Origin of the sequence: Weissella sagaensis, from assembly GCF_010306265.1 — a bacterium.
Taxonomy (GTDB): domain Bacteria; phylum Bacillota; class Bacilli; order Lactobacillales; family Lactobacillaceae; genus Weissella; species Weissella sagaensis.
This window is the reverse complement of sequence record NZ_BLKA01000007.1, coordinates 81,764-102,569: the sequence shown is the minus strand read 5'-3', so window position 1 is coordinate 102,569 and position 20,806 is coordinate 81,764. Positions and strand designations below refer to the sequence as shown.

The 20,806-nt window shown below is 37.5% G+C and carries 21 protein-coding genes; 2 read left to right on the top strand and 19 right to left on the bottom strand.

The annotated features are described in order from the left end of the window. Positions 1-122: 122 nt before the first annotated feature. The 12 genes from G7Y65_RS07940 to G7Y65_RS07885 form a co-directional block, all read right to left on the bottom strand. On the bottom strand, positions 123-437 hold the full coding sequence (locus G7Y65_RS07940) for a hypothetical protein (protein WP_042493763.1): 315 nt from the start codon (positions 435-437) through the stop codon (positions 123-125). Continuing rightward, on the bottom strand, positions 437-1,795 hold the full coding sequence (gene glmM / locus G7Y65_RS07935) for a phosphoglucosamine mutase (RefSeq protein WP_042493762.1): 1,359 nt from the start codon (positions 1,793-1,795) through the stop codon (positions 437-439). Before glmM ends, G7Y65_RS07940 begins: the two co-directional genes overlap by 1 nt. A 7-nt stretch (positions 1,796-1,802) precedes the next feature. After that, on the bottom strand, positions 1,803-2,771 hold the full coding sequence (locus tag G7Y65_RS07930; protein ID WP_042493760.1) for a CdaR family protein: 969 nt from the start codon (positions 2,769-2,771) through the stop codon (positions 1,803-1,805). A 1-nt stretch (position 2,772) separates the two neighbouring features. Further along, complete coding sequence (gene cdaA, locus G7Y65_RS07925; protein ID WP_137600811.1) at positions 2,773-3,606, bottom strand: diadenylate cyclase CdaA; 834 nt, start codon at positions 3,604-3,606, stop codon at positions 2,773-2,775. Between the two features lie 8 nt (positions 3,607-3,614). Next, positions 3,615-5,672 carry a Na+/H+ antiporter gene (locus tag G7Y65_RS07920; protein WP_042493756.1) on the bottom strand — a complete coding sequence of 686 codons (2,058 nt, stop codon included), beginning with the start codon at positions 5,670-5,672 and terminating at the stop codon, positions 3,615-3,617. Between the two features lie 22 nt (positions 5,673-5,694). Then, on the bottom strand, positions 5,695-6,588 hold the full coding sequence (gene murB / locus G7Y65_RS07915) for a UDP-N-acetylmuramate dehydrogenase (protein ID WP_137600809.1): 894 nt from the start codon (positions 6,586-6,588) through the stop codon (positions 5,695-5,697). A 13-nt stretch (positions 6,589-6,601) separates the two neighbouring features. Further along, the gene (locus tag G7Y65_RS07910) at positions 6,602-7,135 is read right to left on the bottom strand and encodes a 3'-5' exonuclease (protein ID WP_137600808.1); all 534 of its coding nucleotides are present in this window, start codon (positions 7,133-7,135) and stop codon (positions 6,602-6,604) included. Positions 7,136-7,147: 12 nt separating this feature from the next. Further along, positions 7,148-7,660, bottom strand: a complete 513-nt coding sequence (locus G7Y65_RS07905) for a GNAT family N-acetyltransferase (protein ID WP_137600807.1) — start codon at positions 7,658-7,660, stop codon at positions 7,148-7,150. Next, positions 7,660-8,121: a tRNA (adenosine(37)-N6)-threonylcarbamoyltransferase complex ATPase subunit type 1 TsaE gene (tsaE, locus tag G7Y65_RS07900; protein ID WP_042493783.1), complete on the bottom strand. Its 462-nt coding sequence runs from the start codon at positions 8,119-8,121 to the stop codon at positions 7,660-7,662. Before tsaE ends, G7Y65_RS07905 begins: the two co-directional genes overlap by 1 nt. Before the next feature lie 125 nt (positions 8,122-8,246). Beyond that, positions 8,247-9,224 (bottom strand): linear amide C-N hydrolase, encoded by a 978-nt coding sequence (locus G7Y65_RS07895; protein WP_042493749.1) that lies wholly within the window; start codon positions 9,222-9,224, stop codon positions 8,247-8,249. 111 nt (positions 9,225-9,335) lie between these two features. Next, positions 9,336-10,316, bottom strand: coding sequence for a phosphate acetyltransferase (gene pta, locus G7Y65_RS07890; protein ID WP_042493746.1), 981 nt, complete (start codon positions 10,314-10,316; stop codon positions 9,336-9,338). A 123-nt stretch (positions 10,317-10,439) separates the two neighbouring features. Beyond that, the gene (locus tag G7Y65_RS07885; RefSeq protein WP_081839324.1) at positions 10,440-11,105 is read right to left on the bottom strand and encodes a uracil-DNA glycosylase; all 666 of its coding nucleotides are present in this window, start codon (positions 11,103-11,105) and stop codon (positions 10,440-10,442) included. Positions 11,106-11,227: 122 nt separating this feature from the next. Here G7Y65_RS07885 and G7Y65_RS07880 point away from each other — a divergent pair, with 122 nt between their 5' ends. Continuing rightward, complete coding sequence (locus G7Y65_RS07880) at positions 11,228-11,776, top strand: LURP-one-related/scramblase family protein (RefSeq protein WP_137600806.1); 549 nt, start codon at positions 11,228-11,230, stop codon at positions 11,774-11,776. Between the two features lie 86 nt (positions 11,777-11,862). Here G7Y65_RS07880 and G7Y65_RS07875 read toward each other — a convergent pair whose 3' ends face one another. The 6 genes from G7Y65_RS07875 to eno form a co-directional block, all read right to left on the bottom strand. Further along, positions 11,863-12,600 carry an amino acid ABC transporter ATP-binding protein gene (locus G7Y65_RS07875; protein ID WP_042493744.1) on the bottom strand — a complete coding sequence of 246 codons (738 nt, stop codon included), beginning with the start codon at positions 12,598-12,600 and terminating at the stop codon, positions 11,863-11,865. Next, positions 12,600-14,048, bottom strand: coding sequence for an amino acid ABC transporter substrate-binding protein/permease (locus G7Y65_RS07870; protein ID WP_042493742.1), 1,449 nt, complete (start codon positions 14,046-14,048; stop codon positions 12,600-12,602). Before G7Y65_RS07870 ends, G7Y65_RS07875 begins: the two co-directional genes overlap by 1 nt. Before the next feature lie 244 nt (positions 14,049-14,292). After that, on the bottom strand, positions 14,293-14,763 hold the full coding sequence (smpB, locus tag G7Y65_RS07865; RefSeq protein WP_042493741.1) for an SsrA-binding protein SmpB: 471 nt from the start codon (positions 14,761-14,763) through the stop codon (positions 14,293-14,295). Positions 14,764-14,783: 20 nt separating this feature from the next. Beyond that, positions 14,784-17,141 carry a ribonuclease R gene (gene rnr / locus G7Y65_RS07860; protein ID WP_165314778.1) on the bottom strand — a complete coding sequence of 786 codons (2,358 nt, stop codon included), beginning with the start codon at positions 17,139-17,141 and terminating at the stop codon, positions 14,784-14,786. 74 nt (positions 17,142-17,215) lie between these two features. Beyond that, positions 17,216-17,455 carry a preprotein translocase subunit SecG gene (secG, locus tag G7Y65_RS07855; RefSeq protein WP_042493739.1) on the bottom strand — a complete coding sequence of 80 codons (240 nt, stop codon included), beginning with the start codon at positions 17,453-17,455 and terminating at the stop codon, positions 17,216-17,218. 133 nt (positions 17,456-17,588) lie between these two features. Further along, complete coding sequence (gene eno / locus G7Y65_RS07850; protein ID WP_042493738.1) at positions 17,589-18,947, bottom strand: phosphopyruvate hydratase; 1,359 nt, start codon at positions 18,945-18,947, stop codon at positions 17,589-17,591. A gap of 296 nt (positions 18,948-19,243) precedes the next feature. Between eno and G7Y65_RS07845 the strand changes: the two genes are divergently transcribed. Next, complete coding sequence (locus G7Y65_RS07845; RefSeq protein ID WP_042493736.1) at positions 19,244-19,948, top strand: hypothetical protein; 705 nt, start codon at positions 19,244-19,246, stop codon at positions 19,946-19,948. Positions 19,949-20,020: 72 nt separating this feature from the next. Here G7Y65_RS07845 and tpiA read toward each other — a convergent pair whose 3' ends face one another. Beyond that, positions 20,021-20,794 carry a triose-phosphate isomerase gene (tpiA, locus tag G7Y65_RS07840; protein WP_042493734.1) on the bottom strand — a complete coding sequence of 258 codons (774 nt, stop codon included), beginning with the start codon at positions 20,792-20,794 and terminating at the stop codon, positions 20,021-20,023. Between the last annotated feature and the right edge of the window lie 12 nt (positions 20,795-20,806).

Sequence of the window (20,806 nt, the reverse complement as noted above, 5' to 3'; positions counted from 1 at the left end):
CCCTTTATAATACCAAATTTCCATTTAGAACGGTTAAAAAAGCAATATAAAAAGAGCTAGAAAATTTTTGTTATCCTAAAAATTAAGACTAATCACAAAATTTTCTAACTCTTAAACTATAACTAACTAACTTTATTTTCTGCTAAAATTTTGTCTACTAATGCATCCATTTCTGGTGAACGTTGCCATTCGATAAACTCAGAAATGGCAACATTGGTTGGAATATCAAAATTTTCATTAACAAACTTTTCATATTTCATCACATTAGCAGAATGTGGGATATTGATTTTCAAAATACGCACTTTTTTAATCATGCCTTTTTCAACTGCATATTCTGATTGACCATTATGTAATAAATTACCAATCTCTTTATACGTTGAACCATCATTACGTGTGATTTCTTCAATAATATCTAAGGTTTGAAAGGCTTCTGCCATTATTGAACACCAACCTCTTGTTGCACAACAGCGACAATTTGATCAACATATGCATCAACAGACTCTTGTGTTGGCGCTTCTGCCATTACTCGCAACAAATCTTGTGTCCCAGAAGGACGTACTAGCACACGACCTTCATCTCCCATTTCAGCTTCAACGCTGGCAATTACTTGTTTAATGGCTTCATTAGCTAAAGCCTCTTTTTTATCTTGCACTTTAACGTTGACTAATTTTTGCGGATAAATGGTCATTTCAGCTGCTAATTCTGACAATGATTTATCAGTTTCTTGCATCACGTGTAGTAATTGTAAGGCTGTCAACATGCCATCACCAGTCGTTGCCCAATCCAAAAAGACAACATGTCCAGATTGCTCACCACCCAAATTATAACCAGATTTGAGCATTTCTTCAACGACATAACGATCACCAACAGCAGTCTTAACGGAATGCATATCATTAGCCGACATTGCTTTATACATTCCAATGTTAGACATAACAGTTGTAACAATTGTATCCTGCTTTAGACGACCATGAGCTGACATAAATTTACCAACGATGAACATAATCTGATCACCATCAACAATTTGCCCCTTTTCATCTACTGCAATCAAGCGATCGCCATCACCGTCAAACGCCAAACCAACTTGTGCATCATGTTCCAAAACAAATTCGGCCAATGCTTCTGGGTGAGTTGAACCAACATTTTTATTAATGTTAAGCCCATCTGGATTAGTTCCCATTGTTTCAAAATCAGCACCCATATCAGCAAATAAATTGGCTACCAACCCAGATGTGGCACCATTAGCAGCATCAATAGCTAATTTCATACCATCAAGATTACTTGGAATAGTTGTCTGCAAATATTCCAAATATTTAGCAGTTCCTTCTTTAAAATCAGACACGGATCCGAGACCCTCTGCTGCTGGACGAGGTAATGTATCTTCTGGTGCATCTAGTAGAGCTTCAATTTCAGCCTCTAGTTCATCAGATAGTTTCATACCATCAGAACCAAAGAATTTAATACCATTATCTTCAGCTGGATTATGAGATGCTGTAATTTGAGCACCAGCATCAGCTTTTTGGGCACGTACTAAATACGCAACTCCTGGCGTTGAAATAACGTCTAAACGCTGAATTTCAATACCAACAGATAATAAACCTGCAATTAGTGCATATTCCAACATTTGGCCTGACATACGCGTATCACGTCCTACTAATACACGTGGTCGATGATCAACGGCATGCCGTGTTAATACAGCGCCACCCATACGACCTAATCGAAATGCCAATTCAGGTGTCAATTCTTCATTAGCAATCCCGCGTACGCCATCTGTTCCAAAATAATGTAATTCAACCATAACTTTCTTACTCCTTAGGTGTAACAACTACTGATACTGTCTTTGGGTCTACGCTTTCAGCACCATCTGGTACCTTAACTGTCACTTCTTGTTCACTTTCTGCTGTAATGTTTGATAAATCAACAACCGCTTGCACGCTCTTTAACTTATTTAACACATCAACATTGCCTTTTACAGCAACTTCGTTTACTGAACCAGATAATGTAAATTCAGCAGCATTACCATTTTTTGTTTTTAAATCTAACGGCACTTGTTTTGTACCATTTCCCTTCTCTATCGGGATTTTTACAGTGGTATCTTGTGGTGACACAGCAACATCAACGGGATTGTTATTAACATCAACCGCTTGCAAAGTGACTTTTTGTTTCGTTGTCTTTTTTGTATCACGTTCTAACTGCACATTTGCCACGACACTGTCTACAGCATCAATGGCATTTTGCCGTCCCATGATTTGTACATTATTAACTGAACTCGTCACTGTGCCTACAGTATAACCATCAGCGATTGCTTCTTTATTATAGTTTGTCTTCACTGAATAATAAGATGATGTACGCTTATAGATTGTTAAAGTTACTTTAGATTGTTTTATTTTATAAGTTAAATCCTTATTCAACCCAACCACTTTTAGTGTTACTGTATGTGTCCCATCAGACAAATTTTTTAAATTAGCTGCCACCTGAAAATTCTTTGTGTTTTTAGCTGCCGTAACTAATGCTGCTGGCCCACTAATGCTAACTTCAACGTTATCTGGTGCACCACTAATGTAATAATCATCTGTATTAATTCCCGTGAATTGAATTGGTACCGTTACTTTATCAGTTTTAGATGATGCGATTTTGCTAATGTTTGCAAAACCTTCTGTTTGATTATCCGTCCGTCGATTAGATGACGCTTGTGAGTCAGTATAAGCGGACATAAAGACAGCAACAGCTAAAGTCAAAAGGCCATATACTATTTTATCAGTATGCCATTTCATATCACTTATCTCCTCGCTTTAAAAAAGATTGCACTTGCGCCCACCATGACTTATTAGTTCCTTCATCTGAAGTCACTAATTGACGGGTAAGATACTTACGATAATCTTCACGTGACAACGATTGCATCAATTCTGCATTTCTTGTAATTGATACTGCACCTGTTTCTTCAGAAACAACAATCGTTAATGCATCCGTTACTTCAGAAATTCCCACAGAAGCACGATGACGAGTTCCTAATTCTTTAGGAATTGTCGCACTATCTGATAATGGTAAATAAGCTGCAGCAGTTGCTAAACGACTATCTTTTAGTATCACTGCACCGTCATGTAAAGGAGTATTTGGAATAAACGTATTAATTAATAATTGACTAGATATTTCCGCATCAATTGGAATACCTGTTTCAATATATTCTTCTAAACCTGTTTCCATTTCAATTGAAATCAACGCACCTATCCGACGTTTTGACATATATTGAATGGCATCATCTAACTCATTTACCAAACGCATTTCCGATTGATAGGCTTGCTTTTGTCTAAATAACCCAGAACGACCTAGATGTTCTAATCCTCGACGAATCTCAGGTTGAAATACAATAACTAAAGCAATAACTCCCCAGTTAATAACTTGATCTGTTAACCATGAGATTGTGGCTAGACCAAAATACCAACTGATAATTTTAACAATAATAACAATTGCCACACCGCGCAACAAAGTTATAGCCTTGGTTCCGCGAATTAACATCATTAATCGATATAATACCCACCAAACGATGAGCACATCAATAATACGGACAATACTTATACTTTTTAACAGGGTCTCAATATCAAAATTCATCTTAACTCCTACTCTTCCAAATTGGTCAACATACCTGCTTCAGTAAAGTTAATATTTTGACGAATGTTCAAACTAGTTGTCCCAGATATAAAATGAGCTTCCGTCAAATGTTGTACTGCTTCACGCTGCGCATTTAACCCGATTAATTCTAGTTCCATTTTAAGTGCTTCAGCATTTTTCACGCTCGATTGCCCATGCCGTTCACGTTCAATTTGCGCACGATACATAATAATTAAATTATACGCTGCAGTTTGATCAAGATGTGAACTTTGCGCTTCATCGGTACTGATATATTTTGAAATAGCAGCAATTGCTTCCTTTGATGCCTCATGGCGAGCTAATTGATATTCTGATAACAATTTATCTGAAGAATCATCACTTAACCAGACTCGAACCATACGACCAAATCCAGTGAAAAAACGCCGAATTTGACGCCACGTTCGTTTACCACGATCATGCGTGACCAAATCATCTAATTCTGATTCAGCTCGATCAATACGACGACCCTCACTCGCAAACACTAAAGGTGAAATGCGTTCATCTACTAATAATCTTTGCACTGCACCTCGTTCTGTTTCTAATGCAAATTCTCGTAGCGTCATTTCAGCATCTAAAATCGGACTCATTTTATCAGCTTTCATAAATTGCAATTGTAATTGCCTAATCTGGCTTTGATAACGCCGAATAATATCATAAACAACCGCTTGATTAGACTCTCGACGACGAGCTTCTATCTCACGAACAGCCGATTGTAATACGTAGACACGTGCTCTAGGTTCCGACATATGCTGAGCAACTTTTGCTTTCGCCTTAGTCGCTCCTGGTGGTACCTGTGTCTTTTTTTCACCACCAACAATGGGTAGTAAAACAATCGCCATAATCAAAGATAATATAATCGTAATAGCTGCAATGAATAACATCAATGCTCGCTGTGGGAAAGGTGCCCCACTATCTGTCACCAACGGAACAGATAACACACCGGCCATAGTAACAGCTCCACGAACACCAGTCAAACCAGATGTTATGGCAACTCGCCATGAAGCTGTTTCATTTTTATGGTTTTTGAGGCGAACCCATTGCGTTACATAGGTCCAAATCACACGGATACCAAAAATAATTAGCCAAGTCACAACTGAATAAAACAATGCCATTGGTAGCGAAATAGCTGCACTCAAATGTGTAGCCAAGGGGAATTCAATTCCTAATATAACAAATATGTACCCATTTAATAAATAACCAAAAACATTCCAAGTGTTAATACCAACAACGTGTAATTCACCAGTATAGTCCACATCATGCTTTGTATGAATATTTAAGATAATGGCTGCAACAACTACTGCAATAACACCAGATGCATTAATTTCTTCGGCTAAAATATATACCAAAAATGGTGTAAATAATTGGAGAACAACTCTTAAAGAAACATCATTATTCCCGTGCGAAGATAACCAATCGCCAATCGCGTTAAGTATAAATCCCATTAGCGCACCAACTAAGGTACCCATAATTGAAACATAGAAAAACTCACCTGTTGCTTGCCACAAAGAAAATGTACCAGCTGTTGCAGCTGCAACAGCAAATTTAAAGCCAACAAGACCACTAGCATCATTAATTAAACTTTCACCAGCTACCAAGTGCATAATTGACGGTGGCAATTTTGCTTGGGATGCAATTGCAGATACAGCTACTGGATCAGTTGGTGACAAAATAGCTGCAATTGCTAAAGCAACCGGCAATGGCAATTCTGGTACCATCCAATAAATTAAAAAACCACCAACAATCGTTGTAATAAAGACCAACAAGATAGCATTACCAAAAATTGGTCCTCTTAATTCCCATAACTCTTTCTTAGGAAAACGCCATGCATCTGAATAAAGCAAAGGCGCAATAAATAAAAGCAAAAACCATTCTGTATCAAGTTCAATTTTAACATTTAAAAAAATAGCCACTAATAAGCCTAAAGCAATTTGAAATAAACTAACCGGAATTTTTTTAAAGAAATAACCTAACACATTACCTAACACAACTAAAAATGTCAGGCCTACAACGGTTTGTAGTAACGCCATACGCACTCTCCTTTTTTAATACCTATTTTCTGCCCAATATTCGAACTTCAGTTTCCAAATCAACCATAAATGTTTGATAAACAGTCTTTTGAACATGTTTAATCAAATTAACATAGTCACTCCCAGTCGCATGTCCACGATTTACAATAAAACCTGCATGTTTCGTTGATACTTGGGCATCCCCAATTCGGTATCCTTGTAAACCAGCATCCATAATTAATTTACCAGCAAAGTATCCGGTTGGTCGCTTAAACACTGAACCACATGATGGGAACTCTAATGGTTGTTTTTGAGCGCGACGCTCATTATAATCCGCCATTTGTGCGCCAATAGCTGATCTTTTACCTGGCGTTAAGACAAAAGTTGCGCTCACAATAATATCACCAGTTTCTTGAATTAAACTGTGACGATAACCAAATGCTAACTCTGCTGCTGAATAGGTTTTAAGTTGACCATCAGATGTCACCACATCTGCACTTTCTAATACTTGATCAATTTGTCCACCATAAGCACCTGCGTTCATAAACACAGCACCGCCGACAGAACCTGGAATTCCCGCAGCCCATTCCAGACCTGTTAGGGCATATTCATAAGCCATTTGTGCCGTTTCAATAATCCAGGCACCCGCTTCTACAACAATATGATTATCTAATACGTTAATCTGTTTCATTTCTGTCAAAAAAATGACTAATCCAGATAACCCATCTTCTTTAATAACCAAATTTGACGCATTTCCCAGTACAGTTATCAAAATATTTTGTTCATTTGCATACTGCACAACTTCTTTTAATTCTGCTTGTGTCTTTGGCCAAAAGCACCAATCTGCTAGCCCACCAACACGAGTATTGGTATAATTCCCTAATTTAACATCCGCTTGAATATTATACTTTGGAAATGTTTCAATCAACGTCTTCATTTTTTTCCCTCAATCAAATCACTTTAACCAATTGTTTTAGTGGTTCCACACCAAAAACCTCTGTTTGTTTAACTAATATTTTTGCAGCAGCAACCGTATCATCCAATGCATTATGATGATGCTGTAAATCAATTGCTAATGCTTCGGCAACTGTATTTAACTTGTGATTAGGTAACTGTGGGTAAAGTTTGCGTGATGTACGCACTGTGTCTAATGATAAATAATGTGGTTGTGCAATACCATAATGCGCAAGTGTTGCCCGTAAAACACTATTATCAAAAGATGCATTATGGGCAACTACCAATTGATTGGGTGTATAAAACTGTTGAATTTGTTCCCATACCTCAGGAAATACAGGTGAATTGATAACATCTAATTCTGAAATACCATGAATGCTTGTATTTCGTCTATCAAACACCGTATCCGGTTTAATCAACGTATAAAATTCATCAACAAGTTGGTTATCACGTACAACTGCTAATCCCAATGAAACTGCACTATCCCGTTTCGCGCTAGCCGTTTCGAAATCCATTGCTACAAAATTCATCTTTACACCTCATTACTTTATAACTACTAAAGTCATATCAAAAGCTGGTACATTTTCATGATCACTATTCAAAACCTGTTTTTCTGAACCAGTCACCCGTTTAAACCCTATCTTTTCATAAATATGAATGGCTGCAGCATTACTAGTTTGGACAGTCAGCAGTAATTTTTCAACTGTACTAAATGTCTGCGCCCAATCAAGTAATTCTGCTAACATCGCCTGGGCTAATCCATGTCCTTGAAAATCGTTTATGACCGCCACACCAATTTCAGCAACTTTTGGTTGTCCTGGCATAGCGGCTGCAGATGCTAGTCCAACTAATTGGCCACTCTCTGTTTTAGAAACAAGCATAATATTATTGGTAGTTGTTTGTAAAATATCAATATTATCAGCTTCCTCTTGCACTGCAATTTGATTTGGATCTTGTTCAACAATGAAGGTGTTTGATTCATCTTGCAGTTGAAAAATCAATTGCATTAAATTAACAGCATCCTGCCGTTCAGCTGGACGAACAAAAACTTCCATTATTTCTCCATTTCAGACAACAGAGCGACTGATTTTTCACCACTTGCTGTCAGTGTAATAACACGTTTTGTGTCATAATTTGGGACACGTTCAAAAACAATTTCTAAAACATCATCAGGTAAATCCGGCTTAATATACTGTGACCATTCAACCAACGCAACTCCTTCACCACCAAAATATTCCGATAGCCCTAGGTCTTCAGCATTGCCCTCTTCACCCAAACGATAAACATCTAAATGATATAAAGGAAATTGTGCTGTCTGATATTCACGCACTAACGTAAAAGTTGGACTTTTAACTGGTCGTTTAATCCCCAATGCTTTCGCAAAGCCTTGCGTAAAAGTTGTTTTACCAGCTCCCAAATCCCCTGATAATAAAATTGTATCTCCTGCTTTGACATTTTTTGCTAATTTTGCAGCTAATTCTTGTGTTTCATTCACTGTTTCAACTAATATTCTCATAATTAAAAGTATACCATTTTTCATCTTTTGATTACAGCTTAACAACAGCCTAGACTGCCAATAAAAAAGCCCGTGTAAAAATGAGTTCTACTGAGCTTTCTTGATTATACTGATTACAAAATTGATTAATTCAACTGATTAACTGATAATTCATCGGGCACCTCATATATAATTGGCTCTGTCAAAGTTAGCATTTCATCTGTTAATTGCAATTTTGTAATACTTCCCTGATGATACGATTGAAAATAGTAGCTACGACTTTCGGATACAGTAGCTGCCCGATAGACAGAAAAAGTTTGTTGATGCCTTAAATTTTGTGGAACTGTCACGCTATCAAGTAAGTGCCAACTTGTTATAATTGCTTCATTCTCATCATTAGGCTGATCAGCTCGTTCTTTTAAATAAGCAGCTCTCAAAAAACGAGCCCCTGGTGAATATGCTCCTGGTGGGGTTGATTTTCCAGAAAGTTTCCCTGTTGTCACCTTTGGCACATTGATACCAATAGTGCCTGCTTTAAATTCCGGTTTAAACTCAACATATTTTTCTAACTGCTTAATTTGTTGATCAAAATATGGACTATTAGTCACAATCCCTAATGGATTCGCCACAATTTTCATTGGCCAAGTTGTCGGTTCAACAACAACGATAGCACCAGTTGTATCAGTAACTGCATAATGCAATTCTGGATTACCATATTTAATAACGCTGTTTTGGTCAGACATCAATTGAATTTGATCAATATGAGAAACCATATCATCAACCGATTTAAAATTACCTAGTAACCAGAATACAAATTCAAAAGGTGCGATTTGTACCTTTTCATCATCAATATTATCAACAAATTTAGCCCCATTACCGAAAGTTAATTTTTGGGCACTTAAGCCAAATTCATTAACACCATCTGCAATATCTGTTCTTTTACTACTTAATTCACCCCCACCAATGAAGGCATATTTATTTTGAATTAAATGTCTGTTAAAAGATGAATGCCAGCGATACTTTCTAGGGACAAACATTGGTGAATTCTCAAGTTTAGGCCAATCCATAGTACGTGACAACACATGTGTGCCATCTTTTGCAATCTGTAAAATACTTGTACACATACCGTTTTACCTACCTTTATCGAAAAATGTTTATTAAAAAAGCGCTGTTAAACCTGCTTAAAAGTTATCAAAACTTTTAAGATCAACTTAAACGACGCTTTGTTTTTTTATTTAATTAGCAACTGCTTGCGCTGCCGTAATAATCGATACTTTATAGACATCTTCTTCGTTAGCACCACGTGACAAGTCCGAAACTGGTTGCGCTAAGCCTTGTAAAATCGGACCAATAGCTTCAAAGCCACCCAAACGTTGCGCGATTTTATACCCAATGTTACCAGATTGTAGGTCTGGGAAAACAAAAACATTGGCGTAACCTGCAACTGATGATTCAGGGGCCTTTGCTTGACCAACTGCTGGGACAAATGCAGCATCAAATTGTAATTCACCATCTATTGGTAAGTTTGGTGCTAATTGTTTTGCAAGCTCAGTTGCTTGTACAACTTTGTCTACTTGTGGTGCGCGTGCTGATCCTTTACTTGAAAAGCTCAACATAGCAACCTTTGGATCAATGCCAAATACACGTGCTGTTTTAGCAGACTGCACAGCAATTTCAGCCATTGTTTGCGCATCAATATCAATGTTGATAGCAGCATCTGCGAATATATAGCGTTCGTCACCTCGTTGCATCACAAAGGCACCAGAAATACGTGATGCATCAGCGCTAGTTTTAATAATTTGCAAAGCTGGACGAACAGTATCGCCAGTGGGGTGGTTGGCACCTGAAACCATACCATCAGCTAGATTCATATACACGAGCATCGTTCCAAAGTAATTTGGATCTTGTAACCATTTTTTAGCAGTTGCTGTATCCGTCTTACCATGACGACGTTCTACTAAAACGCGCACCATTTCTTTAAAATCGTCTTTTGGATAAGTTGCAATATCAATAATCGTAACTTGTGATAAATCAAAACTATTTTTTTTAGCCGTTGCATCGATACTTGATTTTTGACCTAATAAAATTGGTTTAATCAATCCATCAGCTGCTAAACGTACTGCAGCACCTTGAATGCGTGGATCTTCACCTTCTGGAAATACTAGGGTTTTATTTTGCCCTTTAATTTTATCTGCTAATTGTTCGAACAATTCCATGATGGACAAACCTCGTCTCTTTTATTAATAATTCATTATCGTATTACACAGTTATTATAACACAAATGTTGATACACCAACGTTTTAAAAGCGTTTCACTACTGGGACAATTTTAGCAAATTCTTATCCCCAATCAATGGGAGGACAACCTGCTGTGATCAAAAATTGATTTGTCTGACTAAATGGTTTAGAACCAAAAAAACCACGGTATGCTGATAAGGGGCTCGGATGTGGTGCTTGCAAAATTAAATTCTGTTCTCCAGTTATTAACGTTTGTTTCTTTTGTGCTTGCTTGCCCCATAAAATAAATACAGTCGGTTTTTCTTGTTGCGCGACTAAACGAATAATTTCATCTGTTAACGGTTCCCAAATTTTACCAGTGTGACCACCTGCCTGGTGTGCTGGTACCGTCAAAACTGTATTTAGCAATAAAACACCTTGGTTAGCCCAACGATGTAAATCACCATCTTGTGGTGCTGCTATACCTAAATCATCAACCAACTCTTTATAAATGTTAATTAATGACTTCGGTAATGCCATCCCCGCAGGTACTGAAAAACTCATCCCCTGCGCTTGGTTTGGATTCGGGTATGGGTCTTGCCCAAGAATAACGACCTTCACTTCACTTAGCGGCGTTACTGATAAAGCAGCAAAGATATTTTCACGTTTTGGATAAATTATTTCACTGCTATAAACGGCATCTAAAAATGAATTGATACGTTCTAAATATGAACTACCCAATACAGGTTGTATTGCTTTTTCCCAGTCTGCTGGTAATAATGATGCCATGTTAATTTTCCTCCTCATAAATTTTATCTACTATCATTATACTGGCTAACCACTGGTCTAAAAGAGATATGTTAAAATTAAGTTAGTTGAAACCTTGTTTATTACTATAAGGAGGTCTTATTTTGCATCATTTATATTTATCACAGTCGCTCAAAGAACGCTCCGGTACAACTACGGTTACAACTTATGACCAAACAATTAAATATTTTGTTTCAGGGCAAATTGGGCAACGGCATAACCAATTAACCATTTTTAATGACGCTTATGAACCATTAGCCACCATTACGCAAATTTCTGGCGGACTCTTACCACGCTTTATATTATCCAATCAGGATAAACAAGTTGGTTCATTTGGTATTTCACTGAAACGACACGAACTTTTATATATTAATACACTTAACTGGTTTGTTTTAGGTCGTCTTGAAAAACGCCATTTTCAAATATCAATGGTTAACCATCAATTAGCAAATGCGTATCCGCTAACAGATAACAGATTAAAGGTGACTCTAGTAAATCATGACCAAGAAAACTTACTTGTGTTAATCATCGCCTTTTTAGACCGATGGCTATTTATTGCACATCGATATCCACTTAGTTGGCCAAATCTATTTGACACATCATCTCCGTTAGTCGCACCGTTTAGTCGTTCAAAACCATACAACCTAAAATAATCTACAAAAATAAAAGTGTCTCACCGCTATTAGACAAAAAAGGTCTACTAACGATGAGGCACTTTACTTTTCAGCTGCTATATCAATTAAGCATTTAAAACTTTATTCAAAAACTCACGTGTCCGCTCATCTTGTGGATTCTCAAATATTTCAACTGGCTTACCTTCTTCTTTGATATGTCCATCCGCAAAAAAGACGACTCGATCTGCCACTTGTTTTGCAAATCCCATTTCATGTGTCACCACAATCATAGTCATACCTTCTTTAGCCAATTCTTTCATAACATCTAATACATCCCCGACCATTTCTGGATCAAGGGCTGATGTTGGTTCGTCAAACAACATAATTTCAGGATTCATTGCTAATGCACGGGCAATGGCAACACGTTGTTTTTGACCACCAGAAAGTGTATCTGGCTTAACATCTGCTTTTTCCAACAAGCCAACACGTTTCAACAATATTTTAGCTTTATCAATTGCTTCAGATTTAGTCATCTTGCCTAATTGGACTGGTGCTAAAACCATGTTTTCCATAACCGTTAAATGTGGAAACAAATTAAAATGTTGGAACACCATGCCCACCTTTTCACGGACCTTATCGATATTAATTTTAGGTTCGCTAATGTTATGCCCATCAATAATAATTTGACCACTATTAATTTCTTCTAACTTATTTAGTGAACGTAAAAAGGTTGATTTACCAGAACCAGAAGGACCAATCATAACAACAACTTCGCCCTCATTGACAGCTAAGTTCAAACCTTTTAATACTTCATTTTTACCAAAACTTTTATGAACATCATGCGCTTCAATAATTGCTGTCATTATTTGATCCTCTTTTCTACCCAATTTGATAACCACGTTAGTAACGTAATCACGATAAGATACAACGCAGCAATCATCAACCAAACTCGGAATCCTTGTAGATTACGAGCAATAATTAATGTACCCGTTTGTGTCAATTCAATAATACCAATTGCTGACAGAATTGACGTATCTTTTAACGTGATAATAAATTGGTTGATAAAACTTGGAATCATTAAGCGAATTCCTTGTGGCATAACAACCTTACGCATCGCTTTACCATATGGTAACCCTAATGAGCGTGCTGCTTCTAATTGACCTGAATCAACAGACTTAAACCCACCACTTACAAACGCACCAATATAGGCACCTTCGTTTAAAATTAATGTAATAACGCCTGCTGTAAAGGCTGGAATCTTTTGACCCGTTAAGTTAGGAATACCAATGTATATAAAGAATGCTAATACTAGCATAGGTAATCCACGGAAAATATAGATGATCGTCGTTGATAAACCACGAGCAAATTTACTTGGCATAACACCTAGAATACCCAGTAGTATTCCCCAAATTCCAGCTAAAACAATACCAACTAACGTCAATTCTAATGTCTTAACTAACCCAGTAAACAAAGCACTTTTATTTTCGTTAAACAAACTCCAAATGGTTGTTTGTTTCTCAACCTTATCAGCTGCATTTTTTTTGTAATTATAGCTACCTTTACCTAGATAACGATTGACAATTTTATCATACGTACCATCTTTGACAATCGCTGCATAGCCTGTATTAAATTTCTTTAATAATTCCGTATTGGCTCCTTTTTTTACACCAAAGCCATACCAATTTCCTTTAGCTGGATCCGTCACAATTTTTAGTTTCGTTCCTTGTTTAATGGCATAGGCCATAACAGGTTGATCTTCGAACGCAGCCACTGTATTACCAATTGCAACATCATTGTACATAGTATTTGAATCATTGAAGTACGTTATTTTAAAACCATACTTTTTTGATATTTCACGAGCATAATCAGCTCCCGCACTACCCGTTTTTGCTGCAACAGTCTTACCCTTTAAATCAGACAAGCCTTTAATTTTCGACTTATCCGTAGTAGCCATTACAATACCACTTTTATAATATGGTGTTCCAAAATCGAACATTTTTTTACGTTCATCAGTAATTGACATACCCGCAACGATACCGTCAACCTGCCCTGCTTGAACGGCTTGTACCCCTGCATTAAAACTCATTGGCTTTAGCTTATAGGTAAAATTTTCGCGTTTTGATATTTCTTTCAACATATCCATATCAATACCACGATAATCTCCTTTATCCGTTTGAAATTCAAACGGTGGAAAAGTCGTATCAGTTGTTATAGTGTAGTTTGGTGTTGCAGCATGGACAGCCGGTGAACTAATTAGGACACCAATTGCCAAGCTAGCCAACGCTATTAGACTCATTAACCACTTGCGCATTCTTTATTCCTCCAAGAATCTTCTCATTCCCACTAATTGTACGCTATTGTCCTAATAAGCGGGTAAATGATGTTAGTTTTCCTGACATAAAATATAACGATACAAAACTTCTTAAACGCTATTATTATATGATTTAAAAAGCAATATATAAAAATAGCAAATCACCCATTTTGGATGATTTGCTATTTTTTTAAACAAAAGACGTACTTGATGTTCTTTCGCCAATAATTGAATTTTTATCCTACTAATAGCGCTTTTTCATTGTTCGATGTAAATCACGATCTTGATCACGTTTTTTAATCGTCTCACGTTTATCATAATTATGTTTACCAGTGGCAACGCCAATCAAAACTTTTGCAAAACCATGTTTTAAATAAACACGTAATGGCACAATCGTTTTACCTTGTTGCGCTACAGCTGCTTGTAAGGTATCAATTTCTTTCTTATGCAATAATAAGCGCCGACTACGTAATGGATCATGATTAAATCGATTGCCTTGTTCAAACGGACTAATATGAACATTATCTAACCACGCTTGTCCATTACGAACCTGTACGAATCCGTCCCCTATTGTAATCTTACTAGCACGAACAGATTTAATTTCAGTTCCCGTTAATTCGATACCGGCCTCATATGTTTCAGCAATTGCATAATTATAGCGTGCTTTATTATTCGTGGCCAACGCGTCATTAGTACGTCGCTTTTTTTTAGCCATGATAACCCCCTAATTTGTCATTACGAATGGCGACCCTTCCGGTTAGAATCTTGACGCTTATCATCAGGCTTACGCTTGTTATGGTATGCACCAAATGGCTTACCATCATTATGCGTCTTACCACCCTTTGTTGAACGGTTACGCTTATCATTATGACGACGGTCACCACGATTCTTGTTACCAAAGGCACCGCGATTATCTTCAGGTACTTTAATATCAGTAATTGGTGCTTCTTCTGGATCAACTAGCACAAAATCAATTGATGATTGTTCTTTATCAACACGAACAACACGTACCTTGACAGGTTGACCAATTTGGTAAATATGATGCAAACGACGTCCAATAAGTGCCATGTGGGCTTCATCATAAACATATTGATCATCAGTAAAATTAGAGATATGAATCAAACCTTCAACCGTATTTTCTAATGAAATAAACATGCCAAACTTCAAGACACCGTTTACAACACCATCAAATTCTTGTCCGACTTTATCAAGCATATACTCTGCTTTCTTCATCGCATCTGTATCACGCTCGGTATCAACTGCCCGACGTTCCTTAACTGAAGTTTCTTCACCAATCTGAGCTAATTTATCAGCGTATTTAGCTTGTGCTTCTTCACCAAGGCCATTCTTTTCATACCACTTAATTAAACGATGAACCGTTAAATCAGGATACCGACGAATTGGCGACGTAAAGTGTGTATAATAATCTGCACCAATTCCAAAATGACCCAATGGATCATTAGAATATTTAGCTTGTTTCATTGTCCGTAACATCATGGTTGATACCATTTGTTCTTCAGGACGATCGATAAAGAAATTGTGAATACTTTGTAAGTCTGTTGACTTAATCTTTTCAGGGTCAATCTTAACTGGCGCACCTAATGCTTTAACGAAATCAACAAATTTTTCAACGCGATCAGCATCTGGTGATTCGTGAATACGATACAAGAATGGTACCTTCGCTAAATCAAAATGCATTGCAACCGTTTCATTCGCTGCTAGCATAAATGACTCGATAATCCGTTCTGATAACCCACGTTCACGTAATTCAATATCTGTTGGCTTACCTTGTTCGTCAACAATAATTTTTGCTTCAGGCGCATCAAATTCGATTGCACCCCGGGCAGTACGTTTGGCTGCTAAGGCTTCATGCAATTCTGCCATGTCTTCAAACATAGGCACCAACTCAGCATATTCACTACGTACTTCTTCATCACCTGCTAGGATAGCATTCACGGCTTTATATGTCATGCGTGCATGTGAACGCATGACTGATGTATGCAATCGATGATTTACTAAATTACCTTTCGGTGTGAACTCCATTTCGGCTGACATTGCTAACCGGTCAACACCTGGATTCAAAGAAGCAATGCCATTAGAAATCTTACGCGGTAGCATAGGAATAACACGATCCGTCAAATAAACTGACGTGCCACGGTTGTAAGCTTCTTCGTCTAAAGGTGTACCTTCAACTGCATAGTGAGAAACATCCGCAATATGAACACCAAGATGAAAATTACCATTTGGTAACTTCCATACCACCACAGCATCATCTAAGTCCTTTGATTCAATTGAATCAATAGTTACCAACGTTTGGTCCGTAATATCTTCACGGCCCTCACGTTCACTATCTTGCACCTCATCAGGTATTTTTTCAGCTTGTGCCATTGCTGCTTTAGGGAAAACGTGTGGCACATCATAGTTATAAACAATTTCCATGATATCAACCCCTGGTTCGTCTTTATAACCAATCTTTTCGACAATTGAACCAGTAAAGTGCTTTGGCATTTCAGCTGAAGGATATGTTGCAATTGATGCTACGACAACTTCACCATCTGTTGCCGCTAAACCACCCTCTTTGACCAAAAATTCAAATGAGGCAAATTTTTTATCAGTTAATCGGACACTCCCAATATAACCAGTATACGGGCTACCTAATGTAAATTCACCGACCACTTGTTCACGACCACGCGTGATAATTTCAATAATTTTTCCTTCTGGTCCACGCTTTTCATCACCTTTATTAAGTAACTTAACCCGAACTTCATCACCTTGGGTTGCAAAAGCTGTGTTGTCAGGATTAACAAAAACATCTGGCGCTGTTTCATCGTAATGAACAAAACCAAATCCTTTGTCGTTCGCTTTAAATGTACCAATCACACCCTCATGTTCAGCATTGTATTGGAAAGCACCTGCTTCATTGACTTTAACTTTGCCACTACGCTCTAAAGCAGCCAAAGATTGGACTACTAGTTTAAACGCATTTGCGTCATCTAACCGTAACCCATCAGTCAACGTTTGTGCTGGATAAGCCTGGGTTGGATTCCCTTTCAAAAAACCAAATAACTGGTCTTGTAAATTTTGTAATTCCATTGATTTCTCACTCTTCTTAAAATGAAAGACCCCTCGCAATACATGTCACGAAGGGTCTTGAGTACTGGTGATTTTTAATGTGAAGAAAGGTAAACTAGCGCCAATCCCAAAATAAACCAGATTGCTGCAAGAACAGTCGTGATACGTTGCATAACTGCAACAAATCCTCGGGCCTTTTGGGTTGCAAACAAGTCACCACCGCCACCACCTGACAATGCTGACAAAGCATCTTGTTGTTTTGATGGTTGCATCATAACTGCAATTATAATTAGCGCACCAACTATAATCATTGCCGTTAATAATATGTCGTACATCTTGGTGCCTCCTCTTTCTTCTGTTTATAGTCTATATATACTTATATAGCATAACATAGGACCAAGTTTGTCTCAATAAAAAAAGTAAGACTAGGCTAATAATAGCCAAGTCTTACTTTAGTTAAATATTTAATTATTTTGCTTCGTAGTTAACAATTGCATCACGTGCAGACTTGTCAATGTTGTAGAAGCTGTTAATACCCTTGTATTCAGCAACCTTGTCAGTCAACAAATCTTCAATACGCATTAATTGGTTGTACTTTGCAATACGATCAGTACGTGACATTGAACCAGTCTTGATTTGACCAGCATTTGTTGCAACAACCAAGTCTGAAATTGTTGTATCTTCAGTTTCACCAGAACGGTGTGAAACAATAGCTGTATAACCAGCTTCCTTAGCCATTTCAATTGCTTCAACTGTTTCAGTCAAAGTACCAATTTGGTTAACCTTGATCAAGATAGCGTTTGCTGCTCCCTTAGCAATACCCTTTGCCAAGAAGTCAGTATTTGTAACGAAGAAATCATCACCAACTAGTTGTACCTTGTTACCAAGACGTTCTGTTAACTTAGCCCAGTTATCCCATTGCTCTTCATCGTTTAGGTCTTCTGCTTCTGCAAGAGGATCTTCGATTGATACAACTGGGTACTTTTCTACCAAGTTTTCTAGATAGTCGATAAATTCATCAGTTGTGTATTCCTTCTTATCAGGCTCACCATCTAACGTGTAAATCTTACGTTCGTGATCATAGAATTCTGATGAAGCAACGTCAAAGGCAATCGCAACATCTTTACCTGGCTTGTAACCAGCACGTTCAATAGCTTGTAACAAGTATTGGAATGGCTCTTCGTTTGAAGCAAAGTTAGGTGCAAATCCACCTTCATCACCAACAGCAGTTGAGTGACCAGATTCCTTTAACAAAGCTTGCAATGCATGGAAAGTTTCTGAACCCATACGAATAGCTTCAGCAACTGACTTAGCACCAACTGGCATAATCATAAACTCTTGGAAGTCTACAGAATTATCAGCGTGAGCACCACCATTAACAACGTTCATCATTGGTGTTGGCAAAACCTTTGAGTTGAATCCACCAAGATAATTGTACAATGGTGTACCAAGTTCATCAGCAGCTGCACGAGCAGCAGCAATTGAAACACCCAAGATTGCATTAGCACCTAGCTTACCTTTGTTTGGTGTACCATCCAAGGCAATCATTGTACGATCCAACAAAACTTGATCGGTAACATCCATACCAACCAACTTGTCCTTGATTACCTTGTTAACATTTTCAACAGCCTTTAAAGTTCCCTTACCTAGGAAACGGCTCTTGTCACCATCACGTAGCTCAACAGCTTCATTAACACCAGTTGAAGCACCTGATGGCACAATTCCACGACCGAAGCCACCTAATTCAGTGTAAACTTCAACTTCAACAGTAGGGTTTCCACGTGAGTCCAAAACTTCGCGTGCATAAATATCAGTAATTGCAGACATGTTGTCTTCTCCTTACTCATTCTTGAAAGTATAGTTATATGGGATTATCCCTCGAAAACTATTGTAACATAATTCAAAGTATATGCTAACAATGACCTTTTCATCAGTTAAAAAGTTCATAAATTAGTCAAATAACAGTTATATATATCTTTAAAAACACTTTGCTTGTTCACCATTTTATATTCTAGACATTAATTTGCAAGTGATTTGTTGTCATTTTGTTACACTTTTGACCGTCATGTAATTGTTAATCACGTTAAACTAATTAAATCAAATGGGTTTTGGGGGGATATTTTATGAAACGTACAATTTATACAATTTCATTACTAGTTGGTCTACTTTTTATCATTCCTGTGTGTTTTTTAAGTACTTCCCAAGCTTTCTCCGGTTGGCTAACTAACCCCCGAGAAGAAGTAACCCATTTACAATCGCAAAAACAAGCACAAGCTTCATCAAAATCTGAATCATCCAAATTTAGTTCACGATTAGCCGATAGTGGTGTCTTCATTGCTGATTCACAAGAACAAGCAGTTAATACCAACAACAAAGCTGCTATTTCAACAAGTACAAAACGTCCTTCGCAAACGCAATCAAGTCAGCAGTCGTTTTATGCCCAACCTTCTTCACAAAGCAATACCAGTCAAACATCAAAAAATAATAGTTCACAGAGTAATCCGGTTTCAAGTAGTGAAACAACTCAGGCAAGTAGTAGTATAAGTGCCTCAGAAACAACTTCTTCAGTTTCACAAAGCACTTCTTCGGCTGTAACATCTTCTAATAGTAGCTCTTCACAGAATAATTCGTCATCCACATCTAGTTCATCTGAAAATAGTGATACGAGTGATAGTTCTTCTCATAGTTCAGATAAGTCAAGTAGCCATTCTGATGAGTCATCAAGTGAATCTAGCAATGATACTGATTCCTCACAAATAATTGACGATGATGTACCAGATGAAGTTGCACCATCAGAACCAGATACAGCAATTTCATCAATTGATTAATTCAATTAGTAAAATAAAAAAGCGCTTTGTCCCGCATTATAGTGCGGCAAAGCGTTTTTTGTTTACTTACGATTAATTTCTTTTAGCCTGATCAGCTAAACTGATTAATTCTAGGAAAGTTGTTGCATCTAAAGCTGCATCCCCCACTAATACCCCATCAATATCTGGTTGTTTTAATAAATCATAAGCATTAGCTGGTTTTACTGAACCACCATACAAAATACGCACACGATCAGCAATATCCTGATTAAACATATCCGCAACTGTTTGACGAATAATTCGTAAGCTTTTTTGCGCATCAACTGGTGTCATTGCTTGTCCTGAACCAATTGCAGCTGTTGGTTCATAAGCTAACAATATATGACTCATTTCCTGCTCAGTAACACCTTTGAGTGACTCTACTACTTGATTAACGATCCAATGCGCATGATCATTTAAAGATGTTAGTTGCACAGCTTCGTCAATCGCAATAATTGGGGCCACACCATTTCTTAGCGCTGCCAAGGTTTTCAAATTAACCATTTCATCAGTTTCACGAAAATAATTACGCCGTTCAGAGTGCCCAATAATAACTTTGCTAATTCCTAAATCAGCCAAGGCACGTGGACTAGTTTCACCTGTATAAGCCCCCTTATCTTGCCAATACATGTTTTCCGCCCCAATTTCAATTGAAGTATCTTTAGCCGCCATAACCATTGTATTTAGTAACACATCTTGCCCTGCTAATACAGCATCAACATTTGGATAACCAACCAATTTTGGTGCAACATATTGGATATATTGTGATACCTCACTTGGCAACTTATTCATTTTCCAGTTTGCAATTACAATTGGTCGTCGTGACATCTTTATTACCAT

Bases quoted from the DNA above. Each gene is read 5' to 3' on its own strand.
- G7Y65_RS07895 (WP_042493749.1), bottom strand. From the start codon at position 9,224: ATGTGTACAAGTATTTTACAGATTGCAAAAGATGGCACACATGTGTTG.
- rnr (WP_165314778.1), bottom strand. From the start codon at position 17,141: ATGGAATTACAAAATTTACAAGACCAGTTATTTGGTTTTTTGAAAGGG.
- G7Y65_RS07845 (WP_042493736.1), top strand. From the start codon at position 19,244: ATGAAACGTACAATTTATACAATTTCATTACTAGTTGGTCTACTTTTT.
- cdaA (WP_137600811.1), bottom strand. From the start codon at position 3,606: ATGAATTTTGATATTGAGACCCTGTTAAAAAGTATAAGTATTGTCCGT.
- G7Y65_RS07885 (WP_081839324.1), bottom strand. From the start codon at position 11,105: ATGGCATCATTATTACCAGCAGACTGGGAAAAAGCAATACAACCTGTA.
- G7Y65_RS07870 (WP_042493742.1), bottom strand. From the start codon at position 14,048: ATGCGCAAGTGGTTAATGAGTCTAATAGCGTTGGCTAGCTTGGCAATT.
- G7Y65_RS07920 (WP_042493756.1), bottom strand. From the start codon at position 5,672: ATGGCGTTACTACAAACCGTTGTAGGCCTGACATTTTTAGTTGTGTTA.
- G7Y65_RS07910 (WP_137600808.1), bottom strand. From the start codon at position 7,135: ATGAATTTTGTAGCAATGGATTTCGAAACGGCTAGCGCGAAACGGGAT.
- G7Y65_RS07875 (WP_042493744.1), bottom strand. From the start codon at position 12,600: ATGACAGCAATTATTGAAGCGCATGATGTTCATAAAAGTTTTGGTAAA.
- smpB (WP_042493741.1), bottom strand. From the start codon at position 14,763: ATGGCTAAAAAAAAGCGACGTACTAATGACGCGTTGGCCACGAATAAT.
- eno (WP_042493738.1), bottom strand. From the start codon at position 18,947: ATGTCTGCAATTACTGATATTTATGCACGCGAAGTTTTGGACTCACGT.
- G7Y65_RS07940 (WP_042493763.1), bottom strand. From the start codon at position 437: ATGGCAGAAGCCTTTCAAACCTTAGATATTATTGAAGAAATCACACGT.
- G7Y65_RS07905 (WP_137600807.1), bottom strand. From the start codon at position 7,660: ATGGAAGTTTTTGTTCGTCCAGCTGAACGGCAGGATGCTGTTAATTTA.
- secG (WP_042493739.1), bottom strand. From the start codon at position 17,455: ATGTACGACATATTATTAACGGCAATGATTATAGTTGGTGCGCTAATT.
- glmM (WP_042493762.1), bottom strand. From the start codon at position 1,795: ATGGTTGAATTACATTATTTTGGAACAGATGGCGTACGCGGGATTGCT.
- murB (WP_137600809.1), bottom strand. From the start codon at position 6,588: ATGAAGACGTTGATTGAAACATTTCCAAAGTATAATATTCAAGCGGAT.
- tsaE (WP_042493783.1), bottom strand. From the start codon at position 8,121: ATGAGAATATTAGTTGAAACAGTGAATGAAACACAAGAATTAGCTGCA.
- tpiA (WP_042493734.1), bottom strand. From the start codon at position 20,794: ATGTCACGACGACCAATTGTAATTGCAAACTGGAAAATGAATAAGTTG.
- pta (WP_042493746.1), bottom strand. From the start codon at position 10,316: ATGGAATTGTTCGAACAATTAGCAGATAAAATTAAAGGGCAAAATAAA.
- G7Y65_RS07930 (WP_042493760.1), bottom strand. From the start codon at position 2,771: ATGAAATGGCATACTGATAAAATAGTATATGGCCTTTTGACTTTAGCT.